This window comes from Microbispora cellulosiformans (assembly GCF_008728085.1).
Classification (GTDB): domain Bacteria; phylum Actinomycetota; class Actinomycetes; order Streptosporangiales; family Streptosporangiaceae; genus Microbispora; species Microbispora amethystogenes.
In genome coordinates this window covers 191,388-218,059 of record NZ_VYTZ01000008.1, presented here as the reverse complement: position 1 = coordinate 218,059, position 26,672 = coordinate 191,388, and the positions used below count along the sequence as shown (strand labels likewise).

The following is a 26,672-nucleotide window of genomic DNA, read 5'->3' as shown; positions in this document are numbered from 1 at the left end:
CCGCCTCACAGGTCCCGCCGCGCGGGTCTCCGCCTTTCGGGTGGCTCCGGCGCGCCCGCTTCGTGGGCTCGCCGCGCAGGTCCCCGTCTGGCGCGGCCCCCCGGCCTCGCTTGGACGAGTGTGACGCGCGTCACGTTCGCCGACTTTGCAACGCCTCCTGACCTGCGGATTCTCGCCTTATGATCCCTTTATGCGATCATAATCCGATTTGCACCCTTTGCGCCAATATGGCGTGTCTTGGTAGTTTCCTTGCCCAACGAACCCGGCCAGGCCGTGTTCGGAAAGCGCATCCACTGTCACCGTCGCCATGTGCTCTCCCGCCCCCCCTGGGCGCCGGTGATGCCGAATCCGGGCCAGCAAGGAGGCCCGGAACCGGGGAACCAATCGACCTTCGACCCGAAGGTCTGGGGTGAATCGGCGCGCCCAGCGCCGTAGGGCGACTTCCCTGCCCGAATCCGTCAGCTAACCCGGTAGGCGCAAGCGGAAGACTCTAGGAGAGATCCCCTGTCCGCCAACCCCACCACCCTGCTTCGCGCTGCCTGCGTCACGCTGAGTAGCGCAGCGCTCACCGTCTCCCTGGGAGGCTTCGGCGCACTCCCCGCCGGCGCCGTCACGGGGACCGTGACAGCCCCGCCCCCGGACTCGACGGCCATCCCGCCCGAGCCTCCCGTCACGGCGTTCACCCCGTACGCCGGACAGGCCGCCGCCACCCCCGCGGAGGCCTCCGTGGACACGAAGCTCACCAAAGCCGCTCTCCAGCAGGAGAAGGCCGAGCAGGCCATCAAGGTGGCGAGAAAGCACCTCGGCGATCCCTACGTCTGGGGCGCCACGGGCCCGCGGGCGTTCGACTGCTCCGGGCTGGTCCAGTTCGCCTGGCGCAAGGCCGGCGTCAAGATCCCGCGTACGACGTGGTCCATCCTCAGCGCCGTCAAGAAGAGGGTCTCCCTGGCGCGTCTCAAGCCGGGTGACCTCATCTTCACCAGCGGCGGCGGCCACGTGGGCATGTACATAGGGAACAAGAAGGTGATCAACGCTCCCCACTCCGGCGCGGTGGTCAGGGTCGACCGCCTCAAGGGCTACTGGAGGAGCAACTTCGTCGCCGCCGTACGCCCCGGCGTGTGACGCAGGCGTCATGGCACGTCCTCGGCGGAGATGTCCGGTCCCCTGTGCCGGCGTCTCCGCCGGAGGCCGGCCGCGGCGGCGACACGCCGCCCGCCGGGGCGAATTCGGCTTGCCGAAAGCATCCGGGGATGCGGAAGTATTGGGCCATGGATCGCCAGCTGATCAGCCATCTCGCTCATCGGGACCACCCCATCGCCGCGCCGGTCTCCGGCGCCAACGTGACCCGGCTGCTGCGCCGGGCACGGCTGGCCGAGGGGGCGAGGATCCTCGATCTCGGCTGCGGCGAGGGCGCCTGGACGCTGCGCGCGCTGGCGCTCTACCAGGACGCGACCGCCGACGGCGTCGACATCGACGCGCACGGGCTCAAGGCGGCGGAGCACGCGGCCGAGGTCCAGGGCGTCTGGGAGCGCATCCGCTTCCACGAGCGCCCGGCCGCCGACTTCCCGGTCGCCGAGCAGTACGACCTGGTGCTCTGCGTCGGGGCCACGCACGCCTTCGGCGGGCTCGGCCCGACCGTCGAGCACGTCCGCCGCTATCTGCGGCCGAACGGGCTGGCGCTGGTGGGCGAGGGGTTCTGGGAGCGCGAGCCGACCGAGGAGGCGCTCACCCGCCTGGGCGCCACGAAGTCGGAGTTCCTCGACCTGCCCGGCACCGTCGCCGCCGCCGAGTCAGCCGGTTTCGACGTGGTCTATGCGTACACCAGCGACCTGGCCGAATGGGACGAGTACGAGTGGTCCTGGACGGGCACGCTGCTGCGCTGGGCCAACGAGCATCCCGGCCCGGACGCCGCCGACGCCCGCACGGCGGCTCTGGAGCACCGCGACATGTGGTTGCGCGGTTATCGGGGTGTCCTGGGGTTCGTCACGCTCCTCCTCCAGCGCAGAAACTGACCCCCTACAGCTGACGCAGCACCTCCATGGCGTCCTTCTCCACGCGCGAGAGATCGTGGAGGATGACGCCGGCCTGCTCCAGGTGTCCCGCGTCACCGCTCTCCCCCGCCTTCTCGATCAAGGTGGCCACCTCCGTCCACAGGCCGGCGGCCTCGGCGTACAGCCGGTGGCCGGTGCGGAGGCGGCCGTCGTCGATCAGCGAGGCGCACTCGTCGAGGAAGTCGCGGTAGAGGGCGCGGAACAGGCCGCCGCCGGTGCCGCCCCGCTCCATGAGGAGAGCGGCCTGCGGCAGGTCCCGCCGCGGCTCGGCGGCGCGGAGCAGCCATCCGGGCACCAGCCTGCCGGCCTTCTCGATGCCGCGGTAGCCGAGGTTCGCGATGGGAGCGGCGAGGAAGGCGCCGGCGCACTCCCTGACGGCGGGGATGATCTGGTCCTGCCAGGAGAGCGGGCGCTCCGGCAGGGCGATGGTGAAGGACCGGTTCCTGCCGGTCATCGGGCCGCGTTCGGCCCGTGCCCTGGCGAGGCCGGCCCGGCTGGTGCGCACCGCTCCGCCCTGCGGGCCGGTGTCCACCAGGTAGACCTCGTGCTCGTCGTAGCCGTACATCGCGACGACGTGACCGCCGAAGTGCACCTTGGTGCGGAAGTAGTCCAGGTGGTAGCAGTCGAGCTGGAGGCCGACCGGCCGGCCCGCGTCGACGGACGCGGCCACGTTCTCCCACGCCTTACGTGGCGAGGTGGTCTCCTCGGTCACCAGCGTCAGCCCCAGTCTGGCGGCCAGGTTCCTGGTGAGTTCGAACGGCTTGACCCGGCCCCCGAGAAACGGGACCGGCATGGCCTTGCTGTCCCAGTAGACGAAGGACAGGCCCGACCCCAGTCCGAACAGCATGGGCTCGGACAGGTCGAGCCCTTCATGCCGTAACAGCACCCCCAGCGCCGTCGTCTCGCAGTGGTGCGTGCCACGGGCCTCGACATCCTTCACGAAGGTCATGCGTCGCTCTCCTCATGCCGGCCGGGCGAACGGTCTCCCGGCACCTCCATGATCGGCCATCCGGCCCGCTTCCCACGAAACCGGCGGCGATGAAATTTACATCGAGGCGGCGCCGGCGGCCGCGGCCTTTTCCCTGGTCAAAAACCGAATGAATGGACGCGCACCGGAGAGGGGCCGCCGGACCGAAGACAAGATCCTTGACATGTCGCATGACTTCTTATTTGCTCCGGTTCACCACCACCACCAGTCGCCCGTTAGAGAGGAGCCCCTGGCTGCCCCCGGCTGCTGTTAGCGCTAACACGCACTGGACCCAACGCCGGGCGGAGCGTGCCGCCCCGGGTCGACTGACGGGTGGGCTCACTTGCATTTGAATCCGGGAAGACCGCCCGGCCGACCTGCACAGGCCGGCCGCGGACGCCCTGCCGGACGAAGGAAAAACAAATAACTGTCCTGTCGACGCACGTGGATTTTCGAATGGTAAAGGGAGTTGCGTGAAATTGAGACAGAAATCCATCTTCGCCGCCGTCGCGGCGGCCGCGCTTCTCGTTCTGGCGACCGGGCAAACGGCGCTGAGCGACAGCCTCGGCTCGGCCAAGACGTCCTCGGCGAGCGCCGCCGCGGCGACGACCGCCGGATGCGGTAAGACCCCGACCCTCAGAAGCGGCTCGCAGACGATCACGACCAGCGGCAAGAATCGCAGCTGGATCCTGCGGATTCCCGACAACTACGACAACACCCGTCCCTACCGGTTGATCATCGCGTACCACTGGCTGAACGGCACCGCCCAGATCGTCGACTCGGGCGGATCGGACGGAGCCGTCTGGGCCTACTACGGGCTCAAGCAGGTCTCCAACAACAGCACGATCTTCATCGCGCCGCAGGGCATCAACAACGGCTGGGGCAACTCCAACGGTGAGGACCTGACCTTCACCGACGACATGCTGAAGCTTGTCGAGAGCAATCTCTGCGTCGACACGACGCAGCGTTTCGCCCTGGGCTGGAGCTACGGCGGCGCGATGAGCTTCGCGGTCGCCTGTGCCCGGCCGACCGTCTTCCGCGCGGTCGCGGTCTACTCCGGCGCGCAGCTCAGCGGGTGCAACGGCGGCACGCAGCCCGTCGCGTACATGGGAATCCACGGCATCCACGACTCGGTGCTCAACATCTCCCAGGGACGGTCGCTGCGTGACAGGTTCGTCTCGAACAACGGCTGCACGCCCCAGAGCCCGCGGGAACCCTCGCAGGGCAGCCTGACGCACATCATCACCGCCTACTCGGGATGCCGGGCCGGATACCCGGTCGTCTGGGCCGCGTTCGACGGGGACCACACCCCCTCCCCGAACGACGGGTCCACCTCCACCAGCGGTGCCAGGACCTGGACGACCGCGGAGGTGTGGAAGTTCTTCACCCAGTTCCAGTCCGGTCCGACGACGTCTCCCTCGGCTTCGCCCTCGCAGTCCCCGTCGCAGTCCCCCTCCCAGTCGCCGTCGCAGTCGCCGTCGCAGTCCCCGTCCCAGTCGCCCAGCGGCGGAACGGGCGCCTGCCGCGTCACCGCCACGGTCAACGCGTGGAACAACGGCCTGACGGAGAACCTGGCCATCACCAACACCGGCTCCTCCACCATCAACGGCTGGTCGCTCGTCTTCACGCTCCCCGGCGGGCAGACGATCACCAGCGGGTGGAACGCCACCTACTCGCCCACCAGTGGCCAGGTCACCGCGAAGAACATGAGCTACAACGGCACGCTGGCGCCCGGAGGCACGACTGAGGTCGGCTTCCAGGCCAACCACACCGGCAACGCCGGCAAGCCCACCTCGTTCACCCTCAACGGGAGCCCCTGCACCATCGCCTGACCGGCGATGACCACCGGGGGTGGCGCCCGCCCGGGCGCCCCCCCCGCACGCGGCCGGGCGTACGACCGCGAGGACGACCGCGAGGGCGACGCGGTCCGGCTCGCGCGGCATCGATGTCCACCCGGACCGTAGCCGCCTCACGGCCTGACGCCTCCGGGGAACCCGGTCCAGCGCAGGCCGGCCGGGAGATGGCTCATGTCGTTGAACATCACGATCGTGGGCGGCAGGCCGCTGCGATACTCGATGACCGTCAGTGCGGTGTTGGCGCTGTTCAGCCCGAGCCACCGGGAGGGCGGCGCGTCCAGCGCGTGCCGCACCAGCCACGCGATCGGGTAGGCGTGCGTCACCAGGACCTCGTTCGTCTCGGACCGGGCCCCCTGCGTGGCCGGGCCGGGAGCCTTCGCGAACCTGGCGACCAGGGCCTCGGCGAGCCTCTGGCCCGCTGCCGCCTCGGCGTCGTCGTAGCCGTCGAAGAAGCCGGCCCAGGACGGGGGCGTCTCGGCCGCGCTGGGAACGTAGGGCACATGGTCGACGAGTTCGGCGGCCTCGGTCACGGGCACGTCCGGCAGATGACGGGCGAGCTCGTGCGCGCTCGCCGCGGCGCGTGGCAGCGGAGAGTGCCACACGGCGTCGACCGGCACGCCCGCGAGCCGTTCGCCCAGCAGGCCCGCCTGCGTGCGCCCGATGTCGGTGAGCCGCCCGAACGCGTCGGCCGCGCCGTGGCGTGCCAGGTAGAGGCGTCGAATCGTCATAAGGGGTCAGGGGCCGGGGCCCGTGCGGGCCCTTCTCCCCTCTCCTTTCTGTCGGTGCGTACGGGTTCGGCGGAATGCTTGGGCGCGCTCGGCGATGCCCGGTCACGCGTCCGTCGCCGTGACGGTGCCGGCGGTGCCGTCGACGGTGATGACGGTGTCGTCGCGGAGCCTGCTCGTCGCGTCCGGGATGCCGAGGACGGCGGGGATGGCGTGCTCCCGGGCGACGATCGCGGCGTGCGAAAGCACGCCCCCGATCTCGGTGACGACACCGGCGGCGACGCGCAGCAACGGCGTCCACGCGGGGTCGGTGAAGGGGCAGACGAGGATGTCGCCCGGGCGTACGCGCGCGAAGTCGCCGCGACCGCGGACGATCCTCGCGGTTCCGGTCACGGTCCCGCGGCTGCCCGGCGTACCGGTGAGCGTGGCGGAGGGAAGGCCGGAGACGCCGGACGGCGATACCAGCGGTGGGGGTGCGGCGGTGACCGGCCGTGCCTGCAGAACCCAGGCACGGCCGTCGGCGATCGCCCACTCGATGTCCTGCGGACCGCCGAGTACGGCGGCGATCCGCCTGCCCAGCGCGGCCAGCCGCGTGGCGGTCGCGTCGTCGACCGCCGGCTGGTTCCGCGCGGCGGCGGGCACGTCATCGACCACGAGCCGCGTGCCGCGCCGGTCGAGGCGCCGCCGTTTGTCCGCGACGGCGCGGGTGACCGACCCGTCCGCGGCGACGCGGTAGGCGTCAGGGGTGACCCTGCCCTCGACGACGCTCGGGCCGAGGCCCCAGGACGCCTCGATCCGGGTCACGTCGCCGGGGTCCGCGGGGGTGAACATGACTCCGGACACCTCGGCGTCCAGATGGCGTTGCACGATGACGGCCATCAGAAGATCGTCAGGCGGATCGCCGGCGCGGCCGGAGGCGGCCCGGTAGGCGACGGCACACGCGGAGAACAGCGAGGCCCAGCAGGCCCGTACGGCCGTGGCGACCTCGCCGGCTCCCTGAACGGCGAGAAAGCTCTCGTGCTGACCCGCCGCCGACGCCCGGCCGGTGTCCTCGCCCGCCGCCGACGATCTGACGGCCACGGGCGGATCGCCGATCTCGCCGAGCGCTCGCCCCAGCGCGTCGACGACGGCCTCGGGGACCGGGCGGGATCCGATCGTCCGCCGCGCCGCGTCGGCGTCGTCCGGCACGTCGAGGAACCGCCCGAGGTCCAGGTCGCGGGTGGCGTCACGGTAGGCGGCGAACGGGACGACGAAGCCCTCGGGCACCGGCAGACCCGCGCGGAGCAACGCTCCGAGTGCGCCGGCCTTGCCTCCACAGGTGCCGGCGGCGGCCTCCATGAGGGGTACGATCACCCGGCTCCTTTCAACATAAGATTGACAACAATTTGTTGATTGTGCATTGTGAGACCCATGGAACGCAAGGACGACATGGCTCACAGCGCGCGCGCCGACCACGTCCAGGCCCAGCGTGAGAGGGACGCGCGCGAGCGTCTTCTGCGCCTGGGCGCGAACGCGCTCGACGCCCGCCCGTGGCGACCCCCACCCGCCCCGCCGTCGGCGGTGGACCTCGCGCAGTTCGCCGTCTGGCGCAACGCCGACCTGAACCCGGAGGACATCCTGAGCGCGCTCGCCCTCCTGCCCGCCGCACGAGCCGAGGTCGACGGACTCGAATCCGCCCTGCTCTTCATCGCCCGAAGCGCGGGTCTGACCTGGGCGCAGATGGCACACGTGATGGGGTTCAACTCTCCGCAGGCGTGCCAGCAGCACTACACCCGCCTGGCGGCACGACAGGACGCCGAGTCGTGACGCGCGACTCCACGCCCGGCCTCCTGGTCCTGCACGCCGTACGCGTCACCGGATTCGCCGACACCCCGGTGCTCGCTCGCCGGTACGGGCTCGACGCGGTCACGACGGAAGAGGTGCTGCGCGACGCCGAGGCCCGTGGCTGGGTCGAGCACAGCGCCTTCGCCGGCGCCGCGGGCTGGTCGCTGACCGAGCAGGGCCGGGCCGAGAACGAGCGTGAGCTCGCGGCCGAGCTCGCCCGCGTCGGCGCCGCCGACGAGGTCCGCGACGTCTACCGCAGGTTCCTCCCGCTGAACGGCCTCCTGCTGCAGGCCTGCACCGACTGGCAGCTCCGGCCCGCCGCCGGTGATCGGCTCGCCGTCAACGACCACTCCGATCCCGCCTGGGACGCCGGAGTGCTCCATGAGCTCGCCTGCGTCGAACGGGCGCTCACGCCGCTCGCGGACCGGCTCGCTCGCGTCCTCACGCGCTTCCGTGGATATGACACACGGTTCACCGCGGCCCTCGCGCGTGCCCGGGCCGGCGACGGCGCCTGGGTCGACCAGACCGGCCTGGACTCCTGCCATCGTGTCTGGTTCGAGCTCCACGAGGACCTCATCGCCACGCTCGGTCTCGACCGCGGCGCGGAACCCTGATCCCGCCGTCCCGGCTCAATTCGCGGACGGAAACTGAACTGTTCACCCCCATTTATCCCCTCTTGACACTTCCGCGGCAGCAGCCACAATGACGGTGTCGTCGCGAGTTGCGCCCTCTCGACGTGAACCATCTCTCTTGGTTTCGGGTCGAGAAGTGGAGTTCACGAATGCGGTCAGCGTTCTCTCGTGTGTTGATGGCGGCCGTCATCGCCGCCGCGGCGATTCTCGTGCCGTCGGGGCCCGCGTCCGCGGGTGTCTGGCAGCTCACCGACGGGTTCGAGCCGTCGACGAATCCGGCGTCCCGATGGACCTTCACCGCGAGCGGGGATTGCAGCGGGCCGGTGTTCGGCAGCGCGTCGAACACGCCGCGTACGGGGAGCGGCATGGCCGCCATGGCGGCCTATACGAACGGCGACTGGTGCGCGCTCGGGCGGACCATCACCCTCACGCCGGTGAGCGTTCATCCCGGGGCGCGATGCACGGCCGGCGTCTGGACGGACCTGTGGGGCGAGTGGGCCCAGTTCAACCTGGAGGTGATCGACCCCGACACGTGGACGTACATCGCGCTGAAGTCGATCACCCAGGACTGGGTCCACGGCTGGGAACAGCAGACGGTGAGCTGGACGGCGCAACGCTCCGACGTCGTGCTGCGGTTCGCCGTCGTGCAGCGGGCCACGTACTGGCACAACGCGGAGGTCGATCTCGACGACGTCGTGGTGCAGTGCTCCTACTGATCGGCCGAGCCGGCCGGGCCGTCCGGCCCGGCCGGTGCTAGCGGTCCGGGTCGTGGATGACCGCCCACTTGTCACCGCGCTTGAAGTAGATCATCTCCGTGCTGACGTAGAGGGTGGTGGACGCCTTGCGGTCGTTTTGCATCCAGAGCCTGCCGGCCCGTGCCGCGGCCAGATCGTAGATCACTGAGGCCTTGCGCCCCTGCTTGTCGGTCTGGCTCAGGGGGACGAAGCGGTCGGCCACGATCGACCGGGGGTTGTCGCCCGGCAGGTCCAGCACCTGGCCACCGTCGCGGCGGATCGCCTGGCTGTCGGTGACGCACCAGGTCACATTGCACTCCGCCTGCGCCGGATCGTCGAGCCGCTCCCCGGTGCTCAGGTTGAGCAGATTCGCCATGGCCCCCGGACCGTCGAGGGGACGCCCCGCCCAGGGCCAGGAGAAGAGATGCAACCCCTTCGTGCCCGGGACGGGCGACGGCTCGCCACCCGTCACCGGAACCTGGTTGACGCCCCCCGACTTGGCCGACGACCAGAAGATCCTGCCGTCTCCGACGGCCAGGTCCACACCGTAGATCGTGTCACCGTTCACCTTGTCCACATCGAGCTCGGCCGGGAACGAGACCACCGTACGGGGGGCTCCCCCGGTCGCCGGAATCGCCATGATGCGGATGTCCCGGCCCGCGTATTCGAACCAGACGATCACGCCTTCGCCCACCGCCGGCGAGTCCACCGGCGCGATGGGATAGCCGATGACGGCCAGGCGCCGAAAGGTCTGCGATTCCAGGTGATAAGCCCACAATTCAGGCGCTGGATCGTAGCCCTTCTTCGCCACGTACCCGAGCAGGGTGCGTGCGTCGATGAACAGCTTCGGCGTGAAGGCCTTACCGTTGGGGACCTTCAGTGGGACCTTCGCGACCACCGAAGGCAGCGCCTGTTCCAGCGGCGGCGCGATCTCCTTCACGATCCGTGGTTCGTGGATCCGTGGCTCGTGAATGCGGGGCGTGGGCTTGGCAGTGACGGCGGGTGACGGGTGGGGAGCCCGCCACGTCACGGCTGTCGCCGCCCAGATCACCAGACAGGTGGCCATCGCGGTCGCCAGCACCAGCCCACGGCGTCCGCGCCGGGTCCGCCCCTCGGTCACCTGGCGCAGCAGATCCGGCGGCGTGGCCGGGATCCGCGCCTCCGCACGCGCGAACGTACGGCGCAGCGCCTCTTCGACGTCGTTCACCAGAGGCTCCTTAGCGGGGTGACGGTCTCACGCAGCTTGCCGAGGGCGCGGGACGCCTGGCTCCGTACGGTTCCCGGAGAGATGCCGAGGATCTCGGCGATCTCGGCATCCGATCGGTCCTCGTAGTAGCGCAGGACCAGTACGGCACGCTGCCTCTTGGGCAGTTTGGCCAGCTCGTCCCAGAGGTCCGGCGGTGGCTCCGCCACCGGTTGTGGCTGGTCGGGCACCTCCCATGCCAGCTGCTCGCGCCTGCGCCGTCTCCAGACGGAGATGTGCAGCCGGGTGATCGTGGTCCTCACGTAGCTCTCCGGGTTGTGCTTGTGCCGCACCCGCGGCCATGAGCCGCGCAGCCGAATCATCGCCTCCTGAACGAGGTCGGCGGCGTCGTGCGGGTTGCCGGTGAGCATGTAGGCGTAGCGGAACAACGCATCGATCCGCTCGGCGGCGAAGTCCGCGAATTCCGGCGCGTCATCCACAGGCGGGAGTCCTCTCGTTCATCCCGGCTGAGACGCCCCAGGCCCCCGAAATGTTGCATCTTCTGAAATCCGCCGAGACGACAAGTGTTCGGGCAGCCTCAGGAGTCGAGGTCCCGGACGAGCGTCGGGATGAACTCGCGCCGTCACGGCCGAGGTGCTGAGGCCGGTCAGCTCGGCCAGCCGTCCCGCCGTGAGCTCTGTTTCGTGTCTGGCCAGGTTGAGGCACTTCAGGTCGGTCGGCCCGAGACCGAAATGAGCGGCGATGGCCTGGTGCATTCAGCAGAGGAGACGAACATGAGAGATGACACCCCCGTACTGATCGTGGGGGCGGGCCTCGCGGGGCTGTCCACCGCCGTGTTCCTCGGCCGAGCTGGTGTCCTTCCGTCAGGACGACGAGGCGATGATCGCCGAGCTTCGCGACACGGCGACGGGGAAGCGGCGGACGATCACGGCGCGGTACCTGGTCGGCGCCGACGGCCACAAAGGCACGATCCGCGATATGGCCGCCATATCCGTCCACGGACGCCGGGCGTCACGACCGGAGCGCACGATGTTCCTGCAGTTCGAGGCGGTGGCGTTGCGAGGTGACGCGTTCGGGCTCTTCTACCTGCAGAATCCGGCGTTACCCGCCCGGGCCACACTGGACCGGCGCCGTCGAGCAGGCCGTACGACGGCTCGGCGTGGCCCTGGACCTCCACGTGATCGGAGCCGCCGGCGGCCTGGCCGACGTGGACGGGTTGTTCCACACGGCGTACGGCATCACGGAGGCGGGCGCCGTCCTCGTGCGGCCGGACGGGATCATCGCGTGGAGATCGCGAGACGCGGGCGAACCGGGAAGCCTCGAACGTGCACTGCGGCACGTCCTCGACCGGCCCTGATCCGGCCTCTCGACCGGTCAGGACTCCAGGGTCGGGCCTGCTGACGAACGCGCAGCGCCCGCGGGCCGCGGCCGGGCGAGCCGTGCCAGGGCGGCGGCCGGCAGCGCCACGGCCGGTGTCAGAAGCGCGACGATCATGGCGTTCCAGTACGGCAGCGCCTGGGTGGAGTGGTCGTAAAGCCGGGAACCGATCGTCGCGTACACCGACCAGATGAACAGCGGCCCCGCCATGCCCGCCAGCACTCCCGGTCCGACCTCCGCGTCATGTCGTGCCGTGGTCCACGCGGCCACCACGGCGGCCAGCGCGATCGACACGACGACTCCCATCGGGAAGTCGTCCAGCCGGCGGGTGGCGTCGCCGGCGGTGAACAGCAGGACGAAGCAGACCAGCCCGGGGCGCGCCCCGGTATGCCGGAGTGCGGCGGCGCCTGCCGCCGCGCCGATGCCGCCACCCGCGAGGGACGCCATGAGCGCCACGGCCGGGGGGTCGTACGGCGCGCCGAGCGCCTGGAGGTACTGCAGCGGCCCGGCCGTCACCGCACAGCCGAGCCACGCGGCCAGGGGCGGCGCCAGAACACGCCCCCGCCCGGCGGGCATCCAGGACGCGACGAGGGAGGCCGACACCACCGAGGCCAGCACCACCGACGCGGCGGGATACCAGAGGGCGCGGGTCAGGTCGCGGTACCAGCCCGGCCCGTCGTACTCGTGGTAGGCCTCCCACAAGGTCATGCCCAGTGCCTTTCCGGCGACGAGCTGGCCGCAGGCGAGCACGGCGGCGACCACGGCCGTCAACACGATCACGAGCATGGGGCGCCCGGCCTCACCGGGAGCGGCATGCGGCAGCCCCTCGATCGTGGTCCGCTTCGCGGGAGTCACGGGATCGGCGTGGGGCACCGTGACCGGATGCGCGGGGGCCGCCTGACCGGCCTGCGCCCTGGGCAGCCTCCTGGCCGCGATCGCGTAGGCGAGCACGGCCCCGATCACCCAGCCTGGCCAGCCCGGCCGGACGGCCATGGCGTCGGCGAAATCCGGGCCGCCGTCGAAAGCGCCCCGCGAGAGCTCGCCGATCAGCACGGCCGAGGCGCTGCCGTACAGGGTCGCGACCGCGGCCCTGACCGGCTTCCCCCGCAGGAGGCCCCCCGCCGCCAGGCCGGTCAGCAGCCCCGCCGACTCGAGCCCGCCGGTCACCCTGAGGAGCACGGACACGCCCGGGCCCACGGCCGTTGCCACGATCACCGCGAGCACGATGCCCCGCATCTTCGCCACCCGCCCAGAAAATCACGCAGGACATGGCGTGACGGCGGATTCTGTGGACTTCACGCCGAGCGGTTCAGGCCGGGCCGGTCGAGTGATCACAGGTGCCAGCCGAGCAGGTTCCAGTGCCGGCAGAACCAGAGGAGGGCGAGCAGTCCCGCCAGCATGACCACCTGGTGTCCGCGGGCCAGGACGCCGGCGCGCCGCCAGGCCCTCACGGTGGTGACGATCGCGGCGACGGTGAGTGCGAGGACCAGCAGCGGCAGCACCAGGAGGGCCTGGACGTCGGCCGGCACGCCGTACAGGATGCTCGTGTCGCCGGTCAGGACCAGCGCGAACAGCACCACGAACACCAGTCCGGCCGCGGCGGCGAGCCCGGTCAGGACACGCGCGGCACGCCAGACACGCGGCACGGGACGCTTCCTGGCCCGGCCGACCACCGCGGCCACCGGCAGGCCGAGCACGGCGGTCAGCGCGGTGACGGCGAACAGCAGGACGATGACGACATTGACCGGCGGGGTGTCCCACCAGGGGACGCGTTGGTATGCGGGGCCGTCCGTGGCCACGTACGCGGCGCCGCTCCCGCCGGTCACCAGCGCCAGCCGCTGCGTGCCGCCGTCCTGCTGGTACAGGCCGGGCCCCAGAGGGCTCCACGTCGAACCCCTGAAGGCGAGCTTCCCACCCTCCACCCGCAGCCGGGTGGAACTCGTCAGGGCGACCACCTTCTCGATGCTGGACTCGGCGGACCGGGTGAGCTTGTAGAAGCCTTCGACAGGCATGACGGAAGCACCGCCGTCGGGCACGGCGCGCTTTCCGGGCAGGAAGCGGTCGAAGAAGGCAGGAATGATCGTGGTCAGCGCGTCGGCCCCGCCCAGGCTGTTCGTGGAGACGAACAGGCCGAGGCCGGCGTCGGGCACCAGCAGCAACCCGCTCTGGAAGCCCTCCCAGCCGCCGTCGTGCATGATCACGCGATGCCCGTTGAGCGTCTGCTCCTTGAATCCGTGGGCGTACCCGTCGATGCGCGGATCGGCCGCGAACGTCCGCCGGTGCATCTGCCGGGCCGTCGGCTCGTCGAGGATGCGCTGGTCGCCGAAGCGTCCGTCTCGCAGATGGGCGATCATGAAGTGGGCCATGTCGTTCGCGGTGGCACTGATCGACCCGTCGGGGGCGAGGTTGTCGAAGACGAACGGCTTGCGCCGGTACGCCCCGCCCTCGTAGTCGTAGCTGCGCGCCAGATCCGCGGCCAAGGGAGCGGGGACGGGCTCGGCGGCCGTGCTGTGCCGCATCGCGAGCGGGCCGAGGATGTGGTCGCGCACGTACTCGTCATAGGGCTGCCCGCTCACCCGCGACACGATGTGTCCGGCCAGCGCCGCCCCATAGTTCGAGTACGCCGACACCTCGCCGGGCGGGCGCACCCGCGCGGGCATGTTTTCGGCGAGGTAGTCCGCCAAGGGCGGCACATCGTCCTTGCTCCGCGACCCCACGCCGATCGTGCGGTCCTCGAACCCGGCCGTGTGGTCCATCAGGTCCTGCAGCGTGATCGGCCGGGGGTAGGTCGCGGGGATCCGGAACGCGGTGAGGTAGCGGTTCACGTCCGCCTTCAGGTCCAGCCTGCCCTGCTGAACCTGCTGCATCACCGCGGTCCAGGTGAACAGCTTGGTGATCGAGGCGATCCGTACCAATGAGGCGTCCGGGTCGAAGGGCCTGCGGTTCTCGACGTCGGCCAGCCCGTACCCCTTGCTGAAGAGCGTCTTCCCGCCGCCCACCACCGAGACGACCGCGCCCGGCACGTGGTTGGCCGCCAGCCCGTCCGCCATCGCGGCGTCGAAGAAGTCCGCGAGAGCACGTTCGTCCGGAATATCGGTAGCCGCCGCGGCAGGGGAGGTGACGCAGGGCGGGACGAGGAGCATCAGCGCCGCGCACACTGCGGCGAGCATCGAACGGACGACGTACACGGGACGGCTCCTGACCTTGTCGAGGCCATCCACGATGCGGCCGGCGAGGGTGCGGCCGCATCGCCATCACGGCCACAGGCGCCCCCGACGAAAGTCGGAGACCGCCCGGCGTCGGCGTCGACCTTGGTATGAGGTGGCGCGCCGCCGCCCTGGCTACGCTGAATCGATGCTGTCGTACCGCGCGGCGCTGCGGCGGGTGGCCGCGCTCGGGCCACACGCGATCAGCGCGGCCTCTGTGGCGCTCTGCCTGTTCCTCACCGTCCTGGCGGTCAAGGCGCCGTGGGCGCCGCTGCCGCGACCTGTCATCGCCGCCGCCGGGCTGGCAGGCGCGGGTGCGGTGTGGTTCCGGGGCCGGTGGCCGGTCGCGGTGGCCGTCGCCGGGGCGGGCGCGTACGTGCTGTCGGGCAATCCGGGACCGCTGCTGATCAGCCTGTTCTCAGGGGCGGGCACGCGTTTCCTGGCGCTGGCGGCGATCGGCACGGCGGCCTTCCTGGCCCAGCAGTGGGTGGACGGCGGCCGGTTGGGCACGGACGCGCTGGTCTCGGCCGTGACCGCCACCGGGGTCACGCTGGCGGCAGGGGCGTACGCCGCCACCCGCCGCGAGCTGACCCGATCGCTGCGCGAGCGCGCCGAACGCGCCGAGACCGAACAGCGTCTGCGCGACGAGCAGGCGAGGTCCGCCGAGCGTGGCCGGATCGCCCGGGAGATGCACGACGTGCTCGCCCACAAGGTGACGCTCATCTCGCTGCACGCCGGCGGCCTGGAGGTGAACGCCGGCGCAGGGCCGGAGCGCGTCGAGCGGGAGGCGGCGCTGATCAGGGTCAGCGCGCAGGAGGCACTCGAAGAGCTGCGCAAGATCCTTGGCGTGCTGCGCGCCGGGCCCGACGATGACAACGACGGCTTCCCCGACCTGCGGCGGCTGGTGGACTCCTGGGTAGCGGCCGGCGGGACCGTCACCCTGCACGGCGACATCGGCTCGTGGCCACCGGAAACGGCCAGGGCCGCGCATCGCCTCGTCCAGGAGGGCCTGACCAATGCGCACAAGCACGCCCACGGGGCCCCGGTCACGGTCACGGCGACCGGGAGCAGGGAAGACGGCGTCACGATCACTGTCACCAACGGACGATCGCCCCAGCCGAGTCTGGAGACCGGCTCCGGGGTCGGTCTGGTGGGCCTGGCGGAGCGTTTCCGGCTGCTCGGCGGAACGGTGCGCGGCGGGCCGGACGATGCGGGAGGCTGGCGTCTTGAGGGCCGGCTGCCGTGGCACGCCGTGGACGCATCCCCAAGGGGATCACATGATCAAGACGCTGCTGGTTGACGACGAGGCGCTGATCCGCGCGGGGCTGCGGTTCATCCTCGAGTCCGCACCCGACGTGGAGGTCGTGGGCGAGGCCGAGGACGGCAAGCAGGCCGTCGACGCGGTCCACCGCCTCGGGCCCGACGTCGTCCTGATGGACGTCAGGATGCCCCGGTACGACGGCCTGGCCGCCACCGGGGCCATCCGCCGGCTCGCCCGGGCACCTGCGGTGATCATCCTCACCACGTTCGACAGCGACGAGCACGTCTTCACCGCCCTGGAGGCGGGAGCCTGCGGCTTTCTGCTCAAGGACACCTCGCCGCACGACCTGATCCGGGCGATCCGTCTCGCGCACGGCGGCGACTCGATGCTGTCTCCGCAGGTGACTCGGCGGCTGATCCACCGGCTCACCACCGACCAGCCCATCCGGCGCCGCCGTGACGCGCTCGCCCGGCTGGAGGCCCTGACCGGCCGCGAGCGCGAGGTCCTCATCGAGGTCGGGCTCGGCCGCTCCAACAGCGAGATCGCAGCCCTCCTGAACATGAGCGAGGCCACGGTCAAGAGCCACCTCTCCCACCTGTTCGACAAGCTCGCCGTCACGAACCGCGTACAGGTGGCCATCGCCGCCTACCGCGCCGGCCTGGTCGACTGACTCAGCCCACCCCCGCCACCATCTCGCGACGGGAACCGGAGGCCGGAAACCGGCGACCGCGTCCCACGCGTTTCAGTGATAGCTGAGCTTGTTGAGACCTATCATTCCCCACCTTTGCCCGGTGCCGTCCTCCTCGTGCCGGAACACGTTCACCCCGTAGTGCGTGAAGTTGATCCACCCGTTGAGGTCGCCCTTCCCTACCACCCGCCGGGTATACACGTTGTCGAAATCGGCCCTCGTCGCCCACACGGTTCCCAGATCGGTGGTGCCGCCCGCCTGCATCACCTTCAGCCCGTCCTTGGGGAAGGTGATCTTCCCGTCGTCGGCGCTTCGCCCCTGCACCCACTCGGTGTTCACGCCATTGAGGTCGGCCTTGTCAGCGAACACCGTTCCCCAGTCGTGTCCGGCTCCCTTGCGCACGTCCAGACCTTCCTTGGGAAAGCTGATCCATCCGTCATCGGCGTGCCGTCCCTGCACCCACTTGGTGTTGACACCGTTGAGATCGGCCTTGTCGGCGTGCACGTTTCCCCACGCCCCGCTTCCCTGACGGACATCGAGCCCGTCCTTGGGGAAGGTGATCTTCCCGTCGTCGGTGCTTCTCCCCTGCACCCACTCGGTGTTCACACCGTTGAGATCGGCCCTGTCGGCCGTCACGGTCCCCGGCCCGCCGGAGTCGCCGAAGATCTCCACCCCGGTGCCCGTGAAGGTGACGCGCCCCTTGTTCGCCGTCCCCTGGACCCAGGGGGTGTCGATGCCCGTCGTGGCCGTGAGGGTCTCCAGGACGGGATACCGCACCTGAACGGTCGTGGTGAGAAAGTGCTGCTTCTGAGTGGTCGGGTCGGTGGCGACCAAGATGTAGGTGGTGGCCCGCTTCGGGGCGTCGGCCGGCGACCAGGTACGCGTACCCGGGGCAACGGCCGCGTGTCCGCCGGGGAACCGGATCTCGTAGCCGAAGTCGCCGGACCCATCCCAGCTCAGCGTGACGTTTTCGCCCGTGTCCAGCATGGCCTTGTCCGGGCGGAAGTCACGCGGAGCCGGAATCTCCTTGGCAGCGGCCTTGACCACCGGCACCGCCGCGTCGCTGACCTGCCACCCTCTACGGGTTCTGATGGTCTCGGTCACCATCAGCACGGCCACCCCAGCGGAGGGAGCGACGGTGACGTTCTCCAGAGTCAGCACCATGTAGTCACCAGGTGCGAAAGCTTCCAAGCGCCCGCTCTGGGTGGTGACCTGGAAGACGTCGACGCCCTGCGGCTGGACGATCACCGACTCGGTGTCCGCCTGAGGACCCGACTGGGTGTCGGTGTACTCGCCCCTCGGATTGATCGTGCCGATGTCCCGGGTGAGGTGACCGGCGCCGTCACCGACGGGCACCTTCACCTCGATCCTCACCCAGGGCACCGTCTTCCCGGTGTTGGTGACCATCAGATACACCGTTCCCGTGGACGGAGAGCGCCCGTCCACTGACGCCTCCAGGGATGTCGGGTCGGTGAGGAGGGTGTAGGTCAGCGCGGTCAATGTCACGACTCCTTCTCTGGGCCCGCAGAAGATCACCTCTCCCAGATCCAAACGCCAGGATGGGAGCGCAACAAGAGCACTCAAGGGGAGCTATAACGGGGCGCTTCAGCAATATCCTCGCCGCCTTGACAAGAATTCGAACCACGCTCTGATGGCAGTGCCGCAAACGCCCGCCGGCCGCGACAAGGGCGATGATGGAGCCCGCGCTGGAACGGTGTCCAGCTCATCCTCGACGTTCGCTGCTTACCGCATCTGTGCGGCGGCGCGTCCATGGTCCGCAGGCACGGCTGAACAAGATCCGCTGGTGAAAGCCCTCCGCGTCACGCGACATCTGTGCCCGGGGCAGGAGGGATCCTGCGGGCGGAGGCCGCGAGCCGGTCAGCCAGCGCGGCGACAAGGCCGCGGAGTTCGTCTGGTCGCTCGATGACGAACGGCCGGTCGAGCGACGCGAGCACCGGAGGCAACCAGTCGAGCCGCTCCGCTCGCAACTCGACGCGGAGCCAGCCCTCGGTGTCGCGATCTGTGTCGTGCGCGGATGCGGGCTCCTCCACAGTCGCGACGCCGGCGGGAAGCCCGGCGCGGATCTGCTCGACTGTCCCCTGGATGAGCAGGACCACTTCATGCCGGTACGGAGCCTTGGCGAGGGCCGACAGAACGCGCTGCGCCGGATCAATCCCGGCGGGCGGCTCAAACGAACCGGGCAGGGTCCTCGCGTCCGCGATGCGATCCAGCCGGAAGGTCCGCTCCTCACCGATCTTGGGATCAGCGCCCGTGACGTACCACCTGCCCGAATGTGCGACGAGCCCGTACGGATGCAGCGTCCGTTCGCTGCGCCGGCCGTCGGCGGCGGTGTACCTGATCGAGATCGGCCGGTGATGGCGCACCGCATCCGCGATGGAGAGCAGGACCGCGGTCTCCGGGGTGACGAACTCGCCGGGTGGAGCCGTGAAGGCGAGGGATTCGATCACCGTGTCGAGCCTGCGGGCGAGCCGCCCGGGCAGGACCCGGCGAATCTTCGCCGCCGCCGTCTCACTTGCCGCGCCCATCGTCGTCATCAACCCTGACCGGCGACCGGCGACCAGGCCGAGCAGCACGGCGAGCGCCTCGTCGTCGCTCAGCATGAGCGGAGGCACGCGGTATCCGGGGGCGAGCCGGTACCCGCCATAACGGCCGCGCACCGACTCGACGGGCACGTCGAGGTCGACCAGGTGGTCCACGTACCGCCGTACGGTGCGCTCGTCGACGCCGAGCCGGTCGGCGAGTTCGGCCATCGTCCGGGTGCCGCCCGACTGCAGGAGCTCTAACAGCGTGAGCACGCGATGAGTGGGTCGAGCCACGTCACACAACTTAGTGCAGATACTGGGCGGATTCTGTCCGGTATTCGTCCTAGCCTGCGGTCGGAGAACAGCCCATAAGCAGGGAGACCACCATGGACTTCGTATCGATCCGCATCATCACGGGCGACGTCGCACGCCTCGTCGACTTCTACGAGCGAGCCACGGAAGTACGCGCCACCCGATACAGCGAGGACTTCGCCGAGCTCAGAACCGCCTCGGGGACCCTGGCGATCGGCAGCACCCGGACCGTCTCGCTCATCGCGCCTGGCGCTGCCCGGCCGGCCGGCAACCGCACTGTGATCATCGAGTTCCTCGTCGACGACGTGGACGACGTGCATCGGAATCTGTCCGGCTTCGTCGAGGAGTTCGTCAACGAGCCCACCACGATGCCCTGGGGCAACCGCTCACTCCTGTTGCGTGACCCCGACGGCAACCTCGTCAACTTCTTCGCCCCCGTCACCCCAGCCGCACGGGACAAGTTCGCGCGCTGACGACGCGGCAGGGGCCCGCCGGCGGGTCTTACCTCTACTGAGACGAAGAACGATCAGGGCTCCGGTCCCCCGGGGTCGGCCTGAGACCGGCCTCCGGGATCAGGTCGCGAGGGCGGTGCGGCGGCCGCGGCGGGCCACCTCGCGCTCCAGGTACCACTCCACGACCAGCAGCGGGATCGTCCAGCCGAGCCAGCCGGACAGGCCGGAGATCGTCCACGCCATCAGGTCGGGATCGCCGCGGAAGACGGTGTCCTGCAGCGGGGACAGGACGGTGATCAGGATCCCGGTCCATACCCGGTTGGTGATGATGGAGTAGGTCAGCACGGCGCTGCGCAGCATCCAGCGCCGGTGGTCGGCGTACCGGCGGGCGCGGGCGGCGCGCCAGCCCGCCAGGGTGAAGGCGAGCCACAGCAGGGCGAGGAGCACGTCGCTGACCGCGAGGAACAGCCCGAACGGGGAACGCGCCCCGATGACCAGACCGGTCAGCCCGGCAGGCAGCACCCCGGCGAACACGTAGACCCGTCCGGCGCGCCGGTGCCACACCCGGTGCCGCCGCCGGAACCACGGCCACACCTGGAAGAACGCGGTGACCATGGCGACCGAGGCGAACAGTACGTGCGCCACGAGCAGCGGGTAGTGCAGGCCGAACCCCTCTGGCTGCGGCACCCGGGACAGTGACGGGTCCCCGGTCAGGTACGGCGGCAGCGAGAACGCGAGGAACCCGGCTGTGACCAGGCCGAGCGGCACCGTCCAGCGGCGCCGCCACCACGGACGCCGGCGGGCCGATACCGGCGGAGGACTGTCGATCGTCGCGTGCATGACGGCTCCATGGGGACGGGTCGAGTGAATGCGTATGTCATACGCTTAATGCGTACCATATACGCAAGGCGTAGGCCATACGCAAACTGCTAAGCTCTCTGGAATGCCGGACGACATCGGGAACCAGCTGCCGCACGCGCTGAACGTGCTGTGGGGGCGGGCCAAGCCGAAGGGGCGGGGACGCACGCCCGCGCTCAGCCTGGAGCGGATCGTGGCGGCGGCCATCGCCCTCGCCGACGAGGAGGGCCTGACCGCGCTGTCCATGGCCCGGCTCGCCGAACGGCTCGGCTGCGCGCCCATGTCGCTGTACCGGCACGTGGCCGGCAAGGACGATCTGCAGCTGTTCATGCTGGCCGCCGCACCCGGCTCGCCGCCGGAGTTCGACACGGCGCCGGCCGACTGGCGCGGCTCACTCACCCGATGGGCCGTCGAGCTGTTCGACGTCTACCTGCGGCATCCGTGGATCGCCCAGCTGGCGAACTCCCCGCCGATGGACCCCGGCCAGCTCGCCTGGCTGGACGCCGCGCTGCGCTCCCTCGGCGGCACGCCGCTGGACCCGCGGGCCCGGTTCTCCGTGGTCATGCTGGTGCTGCACTACGTGCGCGGCGCCGCCCAACTCCTGACGTCCATCCCCGCCGTACCAGAGGAAAGAGCCGACAGGGCGTACGCCGCCCTGCTCACCGAGCTCGCCGACCCCGACCGGTTCCCGGCGCTGGCCCGCGCCGTCGAGGCCGGGGTGTTCGACCCTCACGCGGGGGCCGCTCCGGACGACGACTTCCACGCCGGCCTCGACCACCTGCTCGACGGGGTGGGAGTGGCGATCGAACGCGCGGCCCGGGCCTGAGCCGGGTCAGCGGGCCGGCGCTGCGCCAGGAGGCGCGGACCTCCAGCCCGGGCAGCCGAGGCGGCCGGACCTGCGCCCCAGGACGGTCCATGCCGTGATCGTCGACCGGACGGGCACGCGAGCTACCGGCCTCGCTACCTCATCTCCGAGGTCCAGATGGAAGGCGAGTTCGGCGGCGCCCGTGTGACCATCCGCAAGGTGACCACCAGGCTCCGCGAGGACGGGCACCAGACCGAAGGGTCACCTGCGTGCGCGTGCCATCCGCGCCCATCCCGCAGCTCCGGAGTGGACTTCACACTGCGGCACGACTGCTCAGCCGCTGCTTGCTCTCCGCGCCCCTGGATACCGCAGAACTTTCGGCCGCTGCCCGTCATCGTGAATGCGATCCCGTCGTTGCGGGCACTGGCTCAGACGGCGCGGAGACGACGACCGTCGTGGCCGCGGAAGCCCCGCGTGCGATGGCGTACTCGGTGAATCGGCCGCAGGTATCGAATCCGAGACGGCGGTAGACGGGCTCACCGTCCGACGATGCCTGCAGGACAGCGGTGCGGTAGCCCTCGTCGTACGCGGTGTGCAGGGTGGCCAGGGTGATGGCGCCGCCGTAGCCCCGCCGACGGTCTGTCGCGAGGGTCGCGATGTTGTAGATCCCGGCAACTCCCCCGTAGAGGAAGACCTCGGCCGAGCAGACCGGGCGGCCGCTCGCGTAGCCGACCAGGTACCGGGCGGCGCAGCCGGGAGCGAGGGCCCACTCAGCGGCGTCGGCGAAGAACCGGCGTACCGTGGCGGCCGGCGGGTCCCAGTTCGCGGCCAGGACCATCGCGTAGTCGGCGAGCTGCTCTGCGGTAGTCACCAGGCGGATGTCCAGGCCATCGGCATGCGGCTTCGGCATGGAGGCATGCAGGTCCTTCCGCATGCCCGTCTCAGTCTCGGCCGCCTCCAGACCCGCGCCCTCCAGGAGCGAGGCGAGGTTCGGTGGCGTGGAGGCGGGACCGACCCACCAGGAGAAGGGGCGACCGGTCGCAGTCAGTGCACGGACGGTCTCCTCCACCCGCACGGGGGCGGTGTCCGCGGTGAAACGCGCCGCCGCGACGATGTTGAAAGTGTCGTCGTCGAGCCCGCTGTCCGCGACCAGAAGATCGTCCGTCTCCGTGACGACTGCGCGCTCCATGCGGCGGTGCAAGTGGCAGGCGTGCTCGGCAAGGTTCTGCTCCATCCTGACCAGCAGGTCAGGTTGGCCGGCAACCTGGTGTGTCGCCTCAATCATGTAGGCCATCACATCATGCCGTCCATGGCTCGCCCCGACCTTCGCGCGGCGATCGGATGACGAGCGTGCGTGTCGTGTGCGGAGCTCCCCCTCATGCAACATCGCAGCCCCACCGCACATGCGCGCACAACCTGCTGTGACGTCGACGGGTGTGTCGAGCCCCTGGACCCGGGTAAGGCACAGCACGGTCACGGAAAGTCAGCGCACGAGCACATTCGTGCAGCAGCGTTCGGCAATTGGTGCCGTCAGCGGAAAACGCCTGATCGAACGGGTAGCCAGAAGGATGGATCATGAAGAAGTCCTTTGACGTCGTCGTGATCGGAACAGGGGAAGCCGGCTCAGCGGTGGCCATGCGATGCCGGGCGGCCGGCCGGAGCGTGGCGATCGTCGATTCCCGGCCCTTTGGCGGTACCTGCGGGCTGCGCGGCTGTGACCCCAAGAAGGTGCTAGTGGGAGCGGCCGAGATCATCGATCGGAAACGTCGCGGATTCGGGGCCTGAGATGTTCGAGGCGGACGTGGTTGTCCATGCGGCTGGTCGCGCACCCGAGGTGGACGATCTTGACCTGTCCGCCGCTGGGGTCGAGTTCGATCGCCGTGGGATCCGGGTCAACGGCCACCTGCAGAGCGTCTCGAACCCGGTGGTCTACGCGGCGGGTGATGCGGCCAACAGCGGAGGTCTGCCCGAGACGCCCCTCGCTCAGTACGAGGGCGGCCTCGTTGCCGAGAACATCGTGGAGGGCAACCAGCGTACGGCGGACTACCTCGGTATGGCGAGCGTGGTCTATTCGATTCCCGCACTGGGCGCGGTGGGGATGACCGAGGAGGAAGCCCATACCAAGGGCCTGAATTTCACCGTCAACCAGGCGGATACCTCTGGCTGGTACTCAGCGCGGCGGGTCGCCGAGCCGGCGTCGATGTACAAGATCCTGATCGACAGCGACAGAATTCTAGGAGCTCACCTCTTGGGCCCGGAGGCTGACGAGTTCGCGAACGTCTTCGCTCTTGCCATCCGAGCGGACGTCCGCGCTGACGCGCTGAAGCATGCGCTGTTCGTCTACCCCACCCAGGCATCCAACATGGCATGGATGCTGTAGTGCCCGATCCTCAGGGCGGCCGGTACTACCCGCGTTCACTGGCGCGTCGGCACCCCGTTCGTGGACTCCCTGATCGCCGCTCTCCTTCACCGCGTCGACGCGGAGGCCATCGTGGACGTGCGTACGAACTTGGCCGGATCGTGGTCATGCCATCGGCGCAGTTCGGTCGAGGGCGTCACATCCCTGCTCCCGGTGGGGAGCGTCATCGCTGGGCCTCGCGACCCCGCCGCCACAGGCAGTCCACGGCGAGGGCCCCTCCCCCGCTGTAGGCGATGGCGATGATGGCAGCCGCGAGTGCCAGAACGAACTCGTAACCGCCTTGGGATACCCAGAAGCCTTTGCTTGCGTGCACAAAGAAGATTGCCAACAGCATGTCGAGCACAAGTAGCGTGCCGAACACCGGCAACAGCAACCCGAGCACAAGAGCCACGCCTCCGACCAGTTCGAGAGCCGCGGCTGCCAGGGTCGACACCCCGGGCAGGGGCACATGGGCCGACTTGAAGAACGCGGTCGTAGCGTCGATACTCGTGAATTTCTCCCACCCGTGCGCGATGAAGATGATGCCCACGATGACCCGAGTGATCAGCAGCGCGACCGGCTGAGCCTTCTCCATAACAAACGTATCCCTCTCGTTGAACGCTCGTAGCGGTCCAGGGGCAAGGGCCCACATGACTACTTCGCAAGCGGAGGGCCATCAACGACAACACAACTTCACGTTATGCCCGGCTCCAACAGCCGCACAACCCAGCCCGGTTTATGATCCATCCAAGATCACAAGGATTTTGAGTTCGCAAGGAAAGGTTTGGCTCGGTGCGGTTTCATGGGGGCAACTCGGTACGATTTTATGGGTGGCAGTAGTAAGCGGCACTGTACGGTGCCGTCGCGAGATGGGTGTGATGGTGCGCCGCTCCGGTGCCTGATCAGATGAGTGGCGGCGCCCCTGCAGGCGGGGCGCCCGGCGAGCATGGGCAAGATCCTTCGGACCCCCGCCGATGGAAAGCCCTGGCCGTCTGCCTGATCGCCGGTTTCATCACATGGTTGGACATCAGCATCGTTAACGTGGCGCTACCCTCTATCCGCATCGCGTTACACGCCTCGCCGAGTGACCTCCAGTGGGTCGTTTCTGGATACGCGTTCGCCTTCGGGCTGCTGCTGATACCCGCCGGGCGGTTCGGCGACGCACATGGCCGACACAACGTTTTTGTCTTCGGCATGGTCCTTTTCGCATTGGCCAGCGCAGCGGCGGGAGCAGCCTCCGGACCGGCTTGGCTGATCGTGGCACGGGTCGCACAGGGGGCTGCTGCAGGTGTGACTGCTCCGCAGATCACCGGGCTGATCGGGCAGCTTTTCTGGGGCGCGGAACGAGGGCGGGCGTTCGGACTGCTAGGCGCCACGATGAGCTTCTCCACTGCAATCGGCCCACTGCTGGGCGGCCTGCTTATTCAATTCACCGGCCAAGAGGCGGGCTGGCACCATGTCTTGCACGTCAGCATACCGATCAGCATCATCGCCATGATCTTGGCGTACCGATACGTACCCAGGAAGGGGGTCATAAAAAGACAACGGGAGAGCATGGATCCTGTTGGAGTTTTGATTCTTGCTGCCGGCATATCCGACCTCGCATTGGTGCAGAAGGTCTTGAAGCCTGCACTCGAAGAATTCCGCAAGCGTAAGGACAAGGAAGCGGAGGCGCGGATACACAATAACCTGGGGTTAGCGGCCAACAAGCTTGGAGACCGAATAGCTTCGATTGCTTTCCTCCACCTAGCGGGTGGCATGTTCGCAGAGGTTGGAGCCAAGCATGAAGAAGCAGGGGTCCTTTTGAACCTTGCTAGCGCATACCGGGAGTCGAGAGACCAGGAGCAGGAAGTCAAAGCGCTACTGGATGCTGTGGCGATCCTTCGACGCACCGGCGACGTTCGAAGAGAATTGCTAGCTACCGGCAACCTTGGAACTGCCTTCTTGACCCTTGATCGTGCTCAAGAGGCCATCGAGCCATTGACCAGAGCAATCGAGTGGGCGAAGCAAAATTCTGATAAAAAGTACACCGCTCTGCTTCTCCATAATCTTGGTGTTGCATTCAAAAAAGTTGGAAGGCTCCAAGAGTCGGAAATAACTATCGAAGAATCGCACTCACTTTTTGGGGGATGTGTTCTTGTTGATCCAAGTGTGTCTTCGGTTGGCTAACTGAGTCGTTGGTAAGGTGACTGCTGGGCTTCTAGTTGGCGGCGCCTTGCTTCTGCCCTAACGATCGCCGACTTCGCAAACGCTTCACACGGTCCGGGCGATCGACGCCGAGGCCCTCCTTCGTCGGGCCCCCGCACTGGGTGACTATGGCTCAGGCGACAGCAACATCCCCACACCGACACATCCGCGCCACCGCCCACATCGTCTGATCATGGTTTCTCCAGTCCTCGGGCCCAGCGGCCATGTAGGCCGGGTCCACCTGGCATCGGATGACGAGGGCGGGCCGTCGGACGGGTGCTGTACAGCAGCGCGTGCAGCACCCGTCGCACTCGTGACCACACCGCGCCGCTTTGCATTGACGGCCTGAACTACAGGGAATGCCGCTGGCAACGGCTGCGTGTCTGTCTTGTAACAGAAGTCAGGCGTCAACGGGCTGAGCCCATCAGAATCCGCATCCACCAGTAGCGGGCTTCGTCCCCTCTCCAGCCGCCGGTGTATGCGTGCTTAGTCGGGTCAGACTGAATGACCTTGTGGACCTGGTAGATGCCGCCGACACAGATCAGCTCGTAGACAACTGCCTGGCAGCAGCAGGTGTGGTCGACCACTCGGT

The 26,672-nt window shown here is 69.1% G+C and carries 26 protein-coding genes, 2 pseudogenes and 1 riboswitch; of the genes and pseudogenes, 16 read left to right on the top strand and 12 right to left on the bottom strand.

Translation table 11 applies throughout. From position 1 onward, the window contains the following. Positions 1-330: 330 nt before the first annotated feature. Positions 331-492: riboswitch (cyclic di-AMP (ydaO/yuaA leader) on the top strand. Positions 493-621: 129 nt separating this feature from the next. Both F5972_RS23595 and F5972_RS23590 read left to right on the top strand, forming a co-directional pair. After that, positions 622-1,122, top strand: coding sequence for a C40 family peptidase (locus tag F5972_RS23595; RefSeq protein WP_191910284.1), 501 nt, complete (start codon positions 622-624; stop codon positions 1,120-1,122). 146 nt (positions 1,123-1,268) lie between these two features. Continuing rightward, positions 1,269-2,012, top strand: a complete 744-nt coding sequence (locus F5972_RS23590) for an SAM-dependent methyltransferase (RefSeq protein WP_150935919.1) — start codon at positions 1,269-1,271, stop codon at positions 2,010-2,012. A gap of 4 nt (positions 2,013-2,016) precedes the next feature. Here F5972_RS23590 and F5972_RS23585 read toward each other — a convergent pair whose 3' ends face one another. After that, positions 2,017-3,000 carry a BtrH N-terminal domain-containing protein gene (locus F5972_RS23585; RefSeq protein ID WP_150935917.1) on the bottom strand — a complete coding sequence of 328 codons (984 nt, stop codon included), beginning with the start codon at positions 2,998-3,000 and terminating at the stop codon, positions 2,017-2,019. Between the two features lie 497 nt (positions 3,001-3,497). Between F5972_RS23585 and F5972_RS23580 the strand changes: the two genes are divergently transcribed. Next, on the top strand, positions 3,498-4,850 hold the full coding sequence (locus tag F5972_RS23580; protein ID WP_150935915.1) for a cellulose binding domain-containing protein: 1,353 nt from the start codon (positions 3,498-3,500) through the stop codon (positions 4,848-4,850). 137 nt (positions 4,851-4,987) lie between these two features. Here F5972_RS23580 and F5972_RS23575 read toward each other — a convergent pair whose 3' ends face one another. Further along, positions 4,988-5,602 carry a histidine phosphatase family protein gene (locus F5972_RS23575; RefSeq protein ID WP_150935913.1) on the bottom strand — a complete coding sequence of 205 codons (615 nt, stop codon included), beginning with the start codon at positions 5,600-5,602 and terminating at the stop codon, positions 4,988-4,990. A 102-nt stretch (positions 5,603-5,704) separates the two neighbouring features. Further along, positions 5,705-6,952, bottom strand: a complete 1,248-nt coding sequence (locus tag F5972_RS23570) for a PEP/pyruvate-binding domain-containing protein (protein WP_150935911.1) — start codon at positions 6,950-6,952, stop codon at positions 5,705-5,707. A gap of 57 nt (positions 6,953-7,009) precedes the next feature. Here F5972_RS23570 and F5972_RS23565 point away from each other — a divergent pair, with 57 nt between their 5' ends. The 3 genes from F5972_RS23565 (at position 7,010) to F5972_RS23555 (ending at position 8,771) form a co-directional block, all read left to right on the top strand. Continuing rightward, positions 7,010-7,405: a DNA-binding protein gene (locus F5972_RS23565; protein ID WP_150935909.1), complete on the top strand. Its 396-nt coding sequence runs from the start codon at positions 7,010-7,012 to the stop codon at positions 7,403-7,405. Then, a complete protein-coding gene (locus tag F5972_RS23560) occupies positions 7,402-8,037 on the top strand; it encodes a transcriptional regulator (RefSeq protein WP_150935908.1) in 636 nt (211 codons plus the stop codon). The genes F5972_RS23565 and F5972_RS23560 overlap by 4 nt, the downstream gene beginning before the upstream one ends. Before the next feature lie 194 nt (positions 8,038-8,231). Next, positions 8,232-8,771: a hypothetical protein gene (locus tag F5972_RS23555; protein WP_150935906.1), complete on the top strand. Its 540-nt coding sequence runs from the start codon at positions 8,232-8,234 to the stop codon at positions 8,769-8,771. 37 nt (positions 8,772-8,808) lie between these two features. On the opposite strand, the gene F5972_RS23550 is transcribed toward F5972_RS23555, so the two are convergent. Beyond that, a complete protein-coding gene (locus F5972_RS23550; protein ID WP_150935904.1) occupies positions 8,809-9,996 on the bottom strand; it encodes a hypothetical protein in 1,188 nt (395 codons plus the stop codon). Continuing rightward, positions 9,993-10,472, bottom strand: coding sequence for a SigE family RNA polymerase sigma factor (locus F5972_RS23545; RefSeq protein ID WP_150935902.1), 480 nt, complete (start codon positions 10,470-10,472; stop codon positions 9,993-9,995). The genes F5972_RS23550 and F5972_RS23545 overlap by 4 nt, the downstream gene beginning before the upstream one ends. Positions 10,473-10,601: 129 nt before the next feature. On the opposite strand from F5972_RS23545, the pseudogene F5972_RS39450 reads away from it, so the two are divergent. From F5972_RS39450 to F5972_RS23535, 3 genes and pseudogenes are all read left to right on the top strand, one after another. Then, positions 10,602-10,841: pseudogene (locus tag F5972_RS39450) on the top strand (hypothetical protein); the annotation flags it as partial. Positions 10,842-10,872: 31 nt separating this feature from the next. Then, positions 10,873-11,034 (top strand): annotated as a pseudogene (locus F5972_RS39445) (FAD-dependent monooxygenase); the annotation flags it as partial. A gap of 22 nt (positions 11,035-11,056) precedes the next feature. Next, the gene (locus tag F5972_RS23535; protein WP_150935898.1) at positions 11,057-11,350 is read left to right on the top strand and encodes an aromatic-ring hydroxylase C-terminal domain-containing protein; all 294 of its coding nucleotides are present in this window, start codon (positions 11,057-11,059) and stop codon (positions 11,348-11,350) included. Positions 11,351-11,367: 17 nt separating this feature from the next. On the opposite strand, the gene F5972_RS23530 is transcribed toward F5972_RS23535, so the two are convergent. Together F5972_RS23530 and F5972_RS23525 are read right to left on the bottom strand one after the other, a co-directional pair. After that, positions 11,368-12,615: a hypothetical protein gene (locus F5972_RS23530; RefSeq protein ID WP_150935897.1), complete on the bottom strand. Its 1,248-nt coding sequence runs from the start codon at positions 12,613-12,615 to the stop codon at positions 11,368-11,370. Between the two features lie 86 nt (positions 12,616-12,701). Next, positions 12,702-14,558 (bottom strand): serine hydrolase domain-containing protein, encoded by a 1,857-nt coding sequence (locus F5972_RS23525; protein ID WP_150935895.1) that lies wholly within the window; start codon positions 14,556-14,558, stop codon positions 12,702-12,704. 166 nt (positions 14,559-14,724) lie between these two features. On the opposite strand from F5972_RS23525, the gene F5972_RS23520 reads away from it, so the two are divergent. Both F5972_RS23520 and F5972_RS23515 read left to right on the top strand, forming a co-directional pair. After that, positions 14,725-15,876, top strand: a complete 1,152-nt coding sequence (locus tag F5972_RS23520) for a sensor histidine kinase (protein ID WP_150935893.1) — start codon at positions 14,725-14,727, stop codon at positions 15,874-15,876. After that, positions 15,854-16,507 carry a response regulator transcription factor gene (locus F5972_RS23515; RefSeq protein ID WP_150935891.1) on the top strand — a complete coding sequence of 218 codons (654 nt, stop codon included), beginning with the start codon at positions 15,854-15,856 and terminating at the stop codon, positions 16,505-16,507. The genes F5972_RS23520 and F5972_RS23515 overlap by 23 nt, the downstream gene beginning before the upstream one ends. 72 nt (positions 16,508-16,579) lie before the next feature. On the opposite strand, the gene F5972_RS23510 is transcribed toward F5972_RS23515, so the two are convergent. Beyond that, positions 16,580-18,031 carry a hypothetical protein gene (locus tag F5972_RS23510; protein ID WP_150935889.1) on the bottom strand — a complete coding sequence of 484 codons (1,452 nt, stop codon included), beginning with the start codon at positions 18,029-18,031 and terminating at the stop codon, positions 16,580-16,582. A gap of 314 nt (positions 18,032-18,345) precedes the next feature. After that, positions 18,346-19,341: a helix-turn-helix transcriptional regulator gene (locus tag F5972_RS23505; RefSeq protein WP_225311770.1), complete on the bottom strand. Its 996-nt coding sequence runs from the start codon at positions 19,339-19,341 to the stop codon at positions 18,346-18,348. A gap of 113 nt (positions 19,342-19,454) precedes the next feature. On the opposite strand from F5972_RS23505, the gene F5972_RS23500 reads away from it, so the two are divergent. Beyond that, positions 19,455-19,853 carry a VOC family protein gene (locus F5972_RS23500; RefSeq protein ID WP_150935886.1) on the top strand — a complete coding sequence of 133 codons (399 nt, stop codon included), beginning with the start codon at positions 19,455-19,457 and terminating at the stop codon, positions 19,851-19,853. Positions 19,854-19,952: 99 nt separating this feature from the next. Here the strand turns inward: F5972_RS23500 and F5972_RS23495 are convergent, their stop codons facing one another. Continuing rightward, on the bottom strand, positions 19,953-20,672 hold the full coding sequence (locus F5972_RS23495; protein WP_150935884.1) for a DUF2306 domain-containing protein: 720 nt from the start codon (positions 20,670-20,672) through the stop codon (positions 19,953-19,955). 103 nt (positions 20,673-20,775) lie between these two features. Between F5972_RS23495 and F5972_RS23490 the strand changes: the two genes are divergently transcribed. Continuing rightward, complete coding sequence (locus F5972_RS23490) at positions 20,776-21,516, top strand: TetR/AcrR family transcriptional regulator (RefSeq protein ID WP_150935881.1); 741 nt, start codon at positions 20,776-20,778, stop codon at positions 21,514-21,516. Between the two features lie 370 nt (positions 21,517-21,886). Here the strand turns inward: F5972_RS23490 and F5972_RS23485 are convergent, their stop codons facing one another. After that, positions 21,887-22,780, bottom strand: coding sequence for a GNAT family N-acetyltransferase (locus F5972_RS23485; protein ID WP_225311768.1), 894 nt, complete (start codon positions 22,778-22,780; stop codon positions 21,887-21,889). Positions 22,781-23,070: 290 nt separating this feature from the next. On the opposite strand from F5972_RS23485, the gene F5972_RS38315 reads away from it, so the two are divergent. Then, complete coding sequence (locus F5972_RS38315) at positions 23,071-23,280, top strand: FAD-dependent oxidoreductase (protein ID WP_225311766.1); 210 nt, start codon at positions 23,071-23,073, stop codon at positions 23,278-23,280. Between the two features lies 1 nt (position 23,281). Next, positions 23,282-23,875 carry an FAD-dependent oxidoreductase gene (locus F5972_RS23480; RefSeq protein ID WP_263641855.1) on the top strand — a complete coding sequence of 198 codons (594 nt, stop codon included), beginning with the start codon at positions 23,282-23,284 and terminating at the stop codon, positions 23,873-23,875. Positions 23,876-24,077: 202 nt separating this feature from the next. Here F5972_RS23480 and F5972_RS23475 read toward each other — a convergent pair whose 3' ends face one another. Next, complete coding sequence (locus tag F5972_RS23475; protein WP_150935880.1) at positions 24,078-24,488, bottom strand: DoxX family protein; 411 nt, start codon at positions 24,486-24,488, stop codon at positions 24,078-24,080. A gap of 311 nt (positions 24,489-24,799) precedes the next feature. On the opposite strand from F5972_RS23475, the gene F5972_RS23470 reads away from it, so the two are divergent. Next, positions 24,800-26,062 (top strand): MFS transporter, encoded by a 1,263-nt coding sequence (locus F5972_RS23470; RefSeq protein WP_150936274.1) that lies wholly within the window; start codon positions 24,800-24,802, stop codon positions 26,060-26,062. The last annotated feature ends 610 nt before the right edge of the window (positions 26,063-26,672 follow it).

Coding starts and splice junctions, on each gene's coding strand:
- F5972_RS23565 (WP_150935909.1), top strand. CDS start 7,010: ATGGAACGCAAGGACGACATGGCTCACAGCGCGCGCGCCGACCACGTC.
- F5972_RS23515 (WP_150935891.1), top strand. CDS start 15,854: ATGATCAAGACGCTGCTGGTTGACGACGAGGCGCTGATCCGCGCGGGG.
- F5972_RS23480 (WP_263641855.1), top strand. CDS start 23,282: ATGTTCGAGGCGGACGTGGTTGTCCATGCGGCTGGTCGCGCACCCGAG.
- F5972_RS23470 (WP_150936274.1), top strand. CDS start 24,800: ATGAGTGGCGGCGCCCCTGCAGGCGGGGCGCCCGGCGAGCATGGGCAA.
- F5972_RS23500 (WP_150935886.1), top strand. CDS start 19,455: ATGGACTTCGTATCGATCCGCATCATCACGGGCGACGTCGCACGCCTC.
- F5972_RS23590 (WP_150935919.1), top strand. CDS start 1,269: ATGGATCGCCAGCTGATCAGCCATCTCGCTCATCGGGACCACCCCATC.
- F5972_RS23575 (WP_150935913.1), bottom strand. CDS start 5,602: ATGACGATTCGACGCCTCTACCTGGCACGCCACGGCGCGGCCGACGCG.
- F5972_RS23520 (WP_150935893.1), top strand. CDS start 14,725: ATGCTGTCGTACCGCGCGGCGCTGCGGCGGGTGGCCGCGCTCGGGCCA.
- F5972_RS23485 (WP_225311768.1), bottom strand. CDS start 22,780: ATGATTGAGGCGACACACCAGGTTGCCGGCCAACCTGACCTGCTGGTC.
- F5972_RS23555 (WP_150935906.1), top strand. CDS start 8,232: ATGGCGGCCGTCATCGCCGCCGCGGCGATTCTCGTGCCGTCGGGGCCC.
- F5972_RS23495 (WP_150935884.1), bottom strand. CDS start 20,672: ATGCACGCGACGATCGACAGTCCTCCGCCGGTATCGGCCCGCCGGCGT.
- F5972_RS38315 (WP_225311766.1), top strand. CDS start 23,071: ATGAAGAAGTCCTTTGACGTCGTCGTGATCGGAACAGGGGAAGCCGGC.
- F5972_RS23585 (WP_150935917.1), bottom strand. CDS start 3,000: ATGACCTTCGTGAAGGATGTCGAGGCCCGTGGCACGCACCACTGCGAG.
- F5972_RS23490 (WP_150935881.1), top strand. CDS start 20,776: ATGCCGGACGACATCGGGAACCAGCTGCCGCACGCGCTGAACGTGCTG.
- F5972_RS23475 (WP_150935880.1), bottom strand. CDS start 24,488: ATGGAGAAGGCTCAGCCGGTCGCGCTGCTGATCACTCGGGTCATCGTG.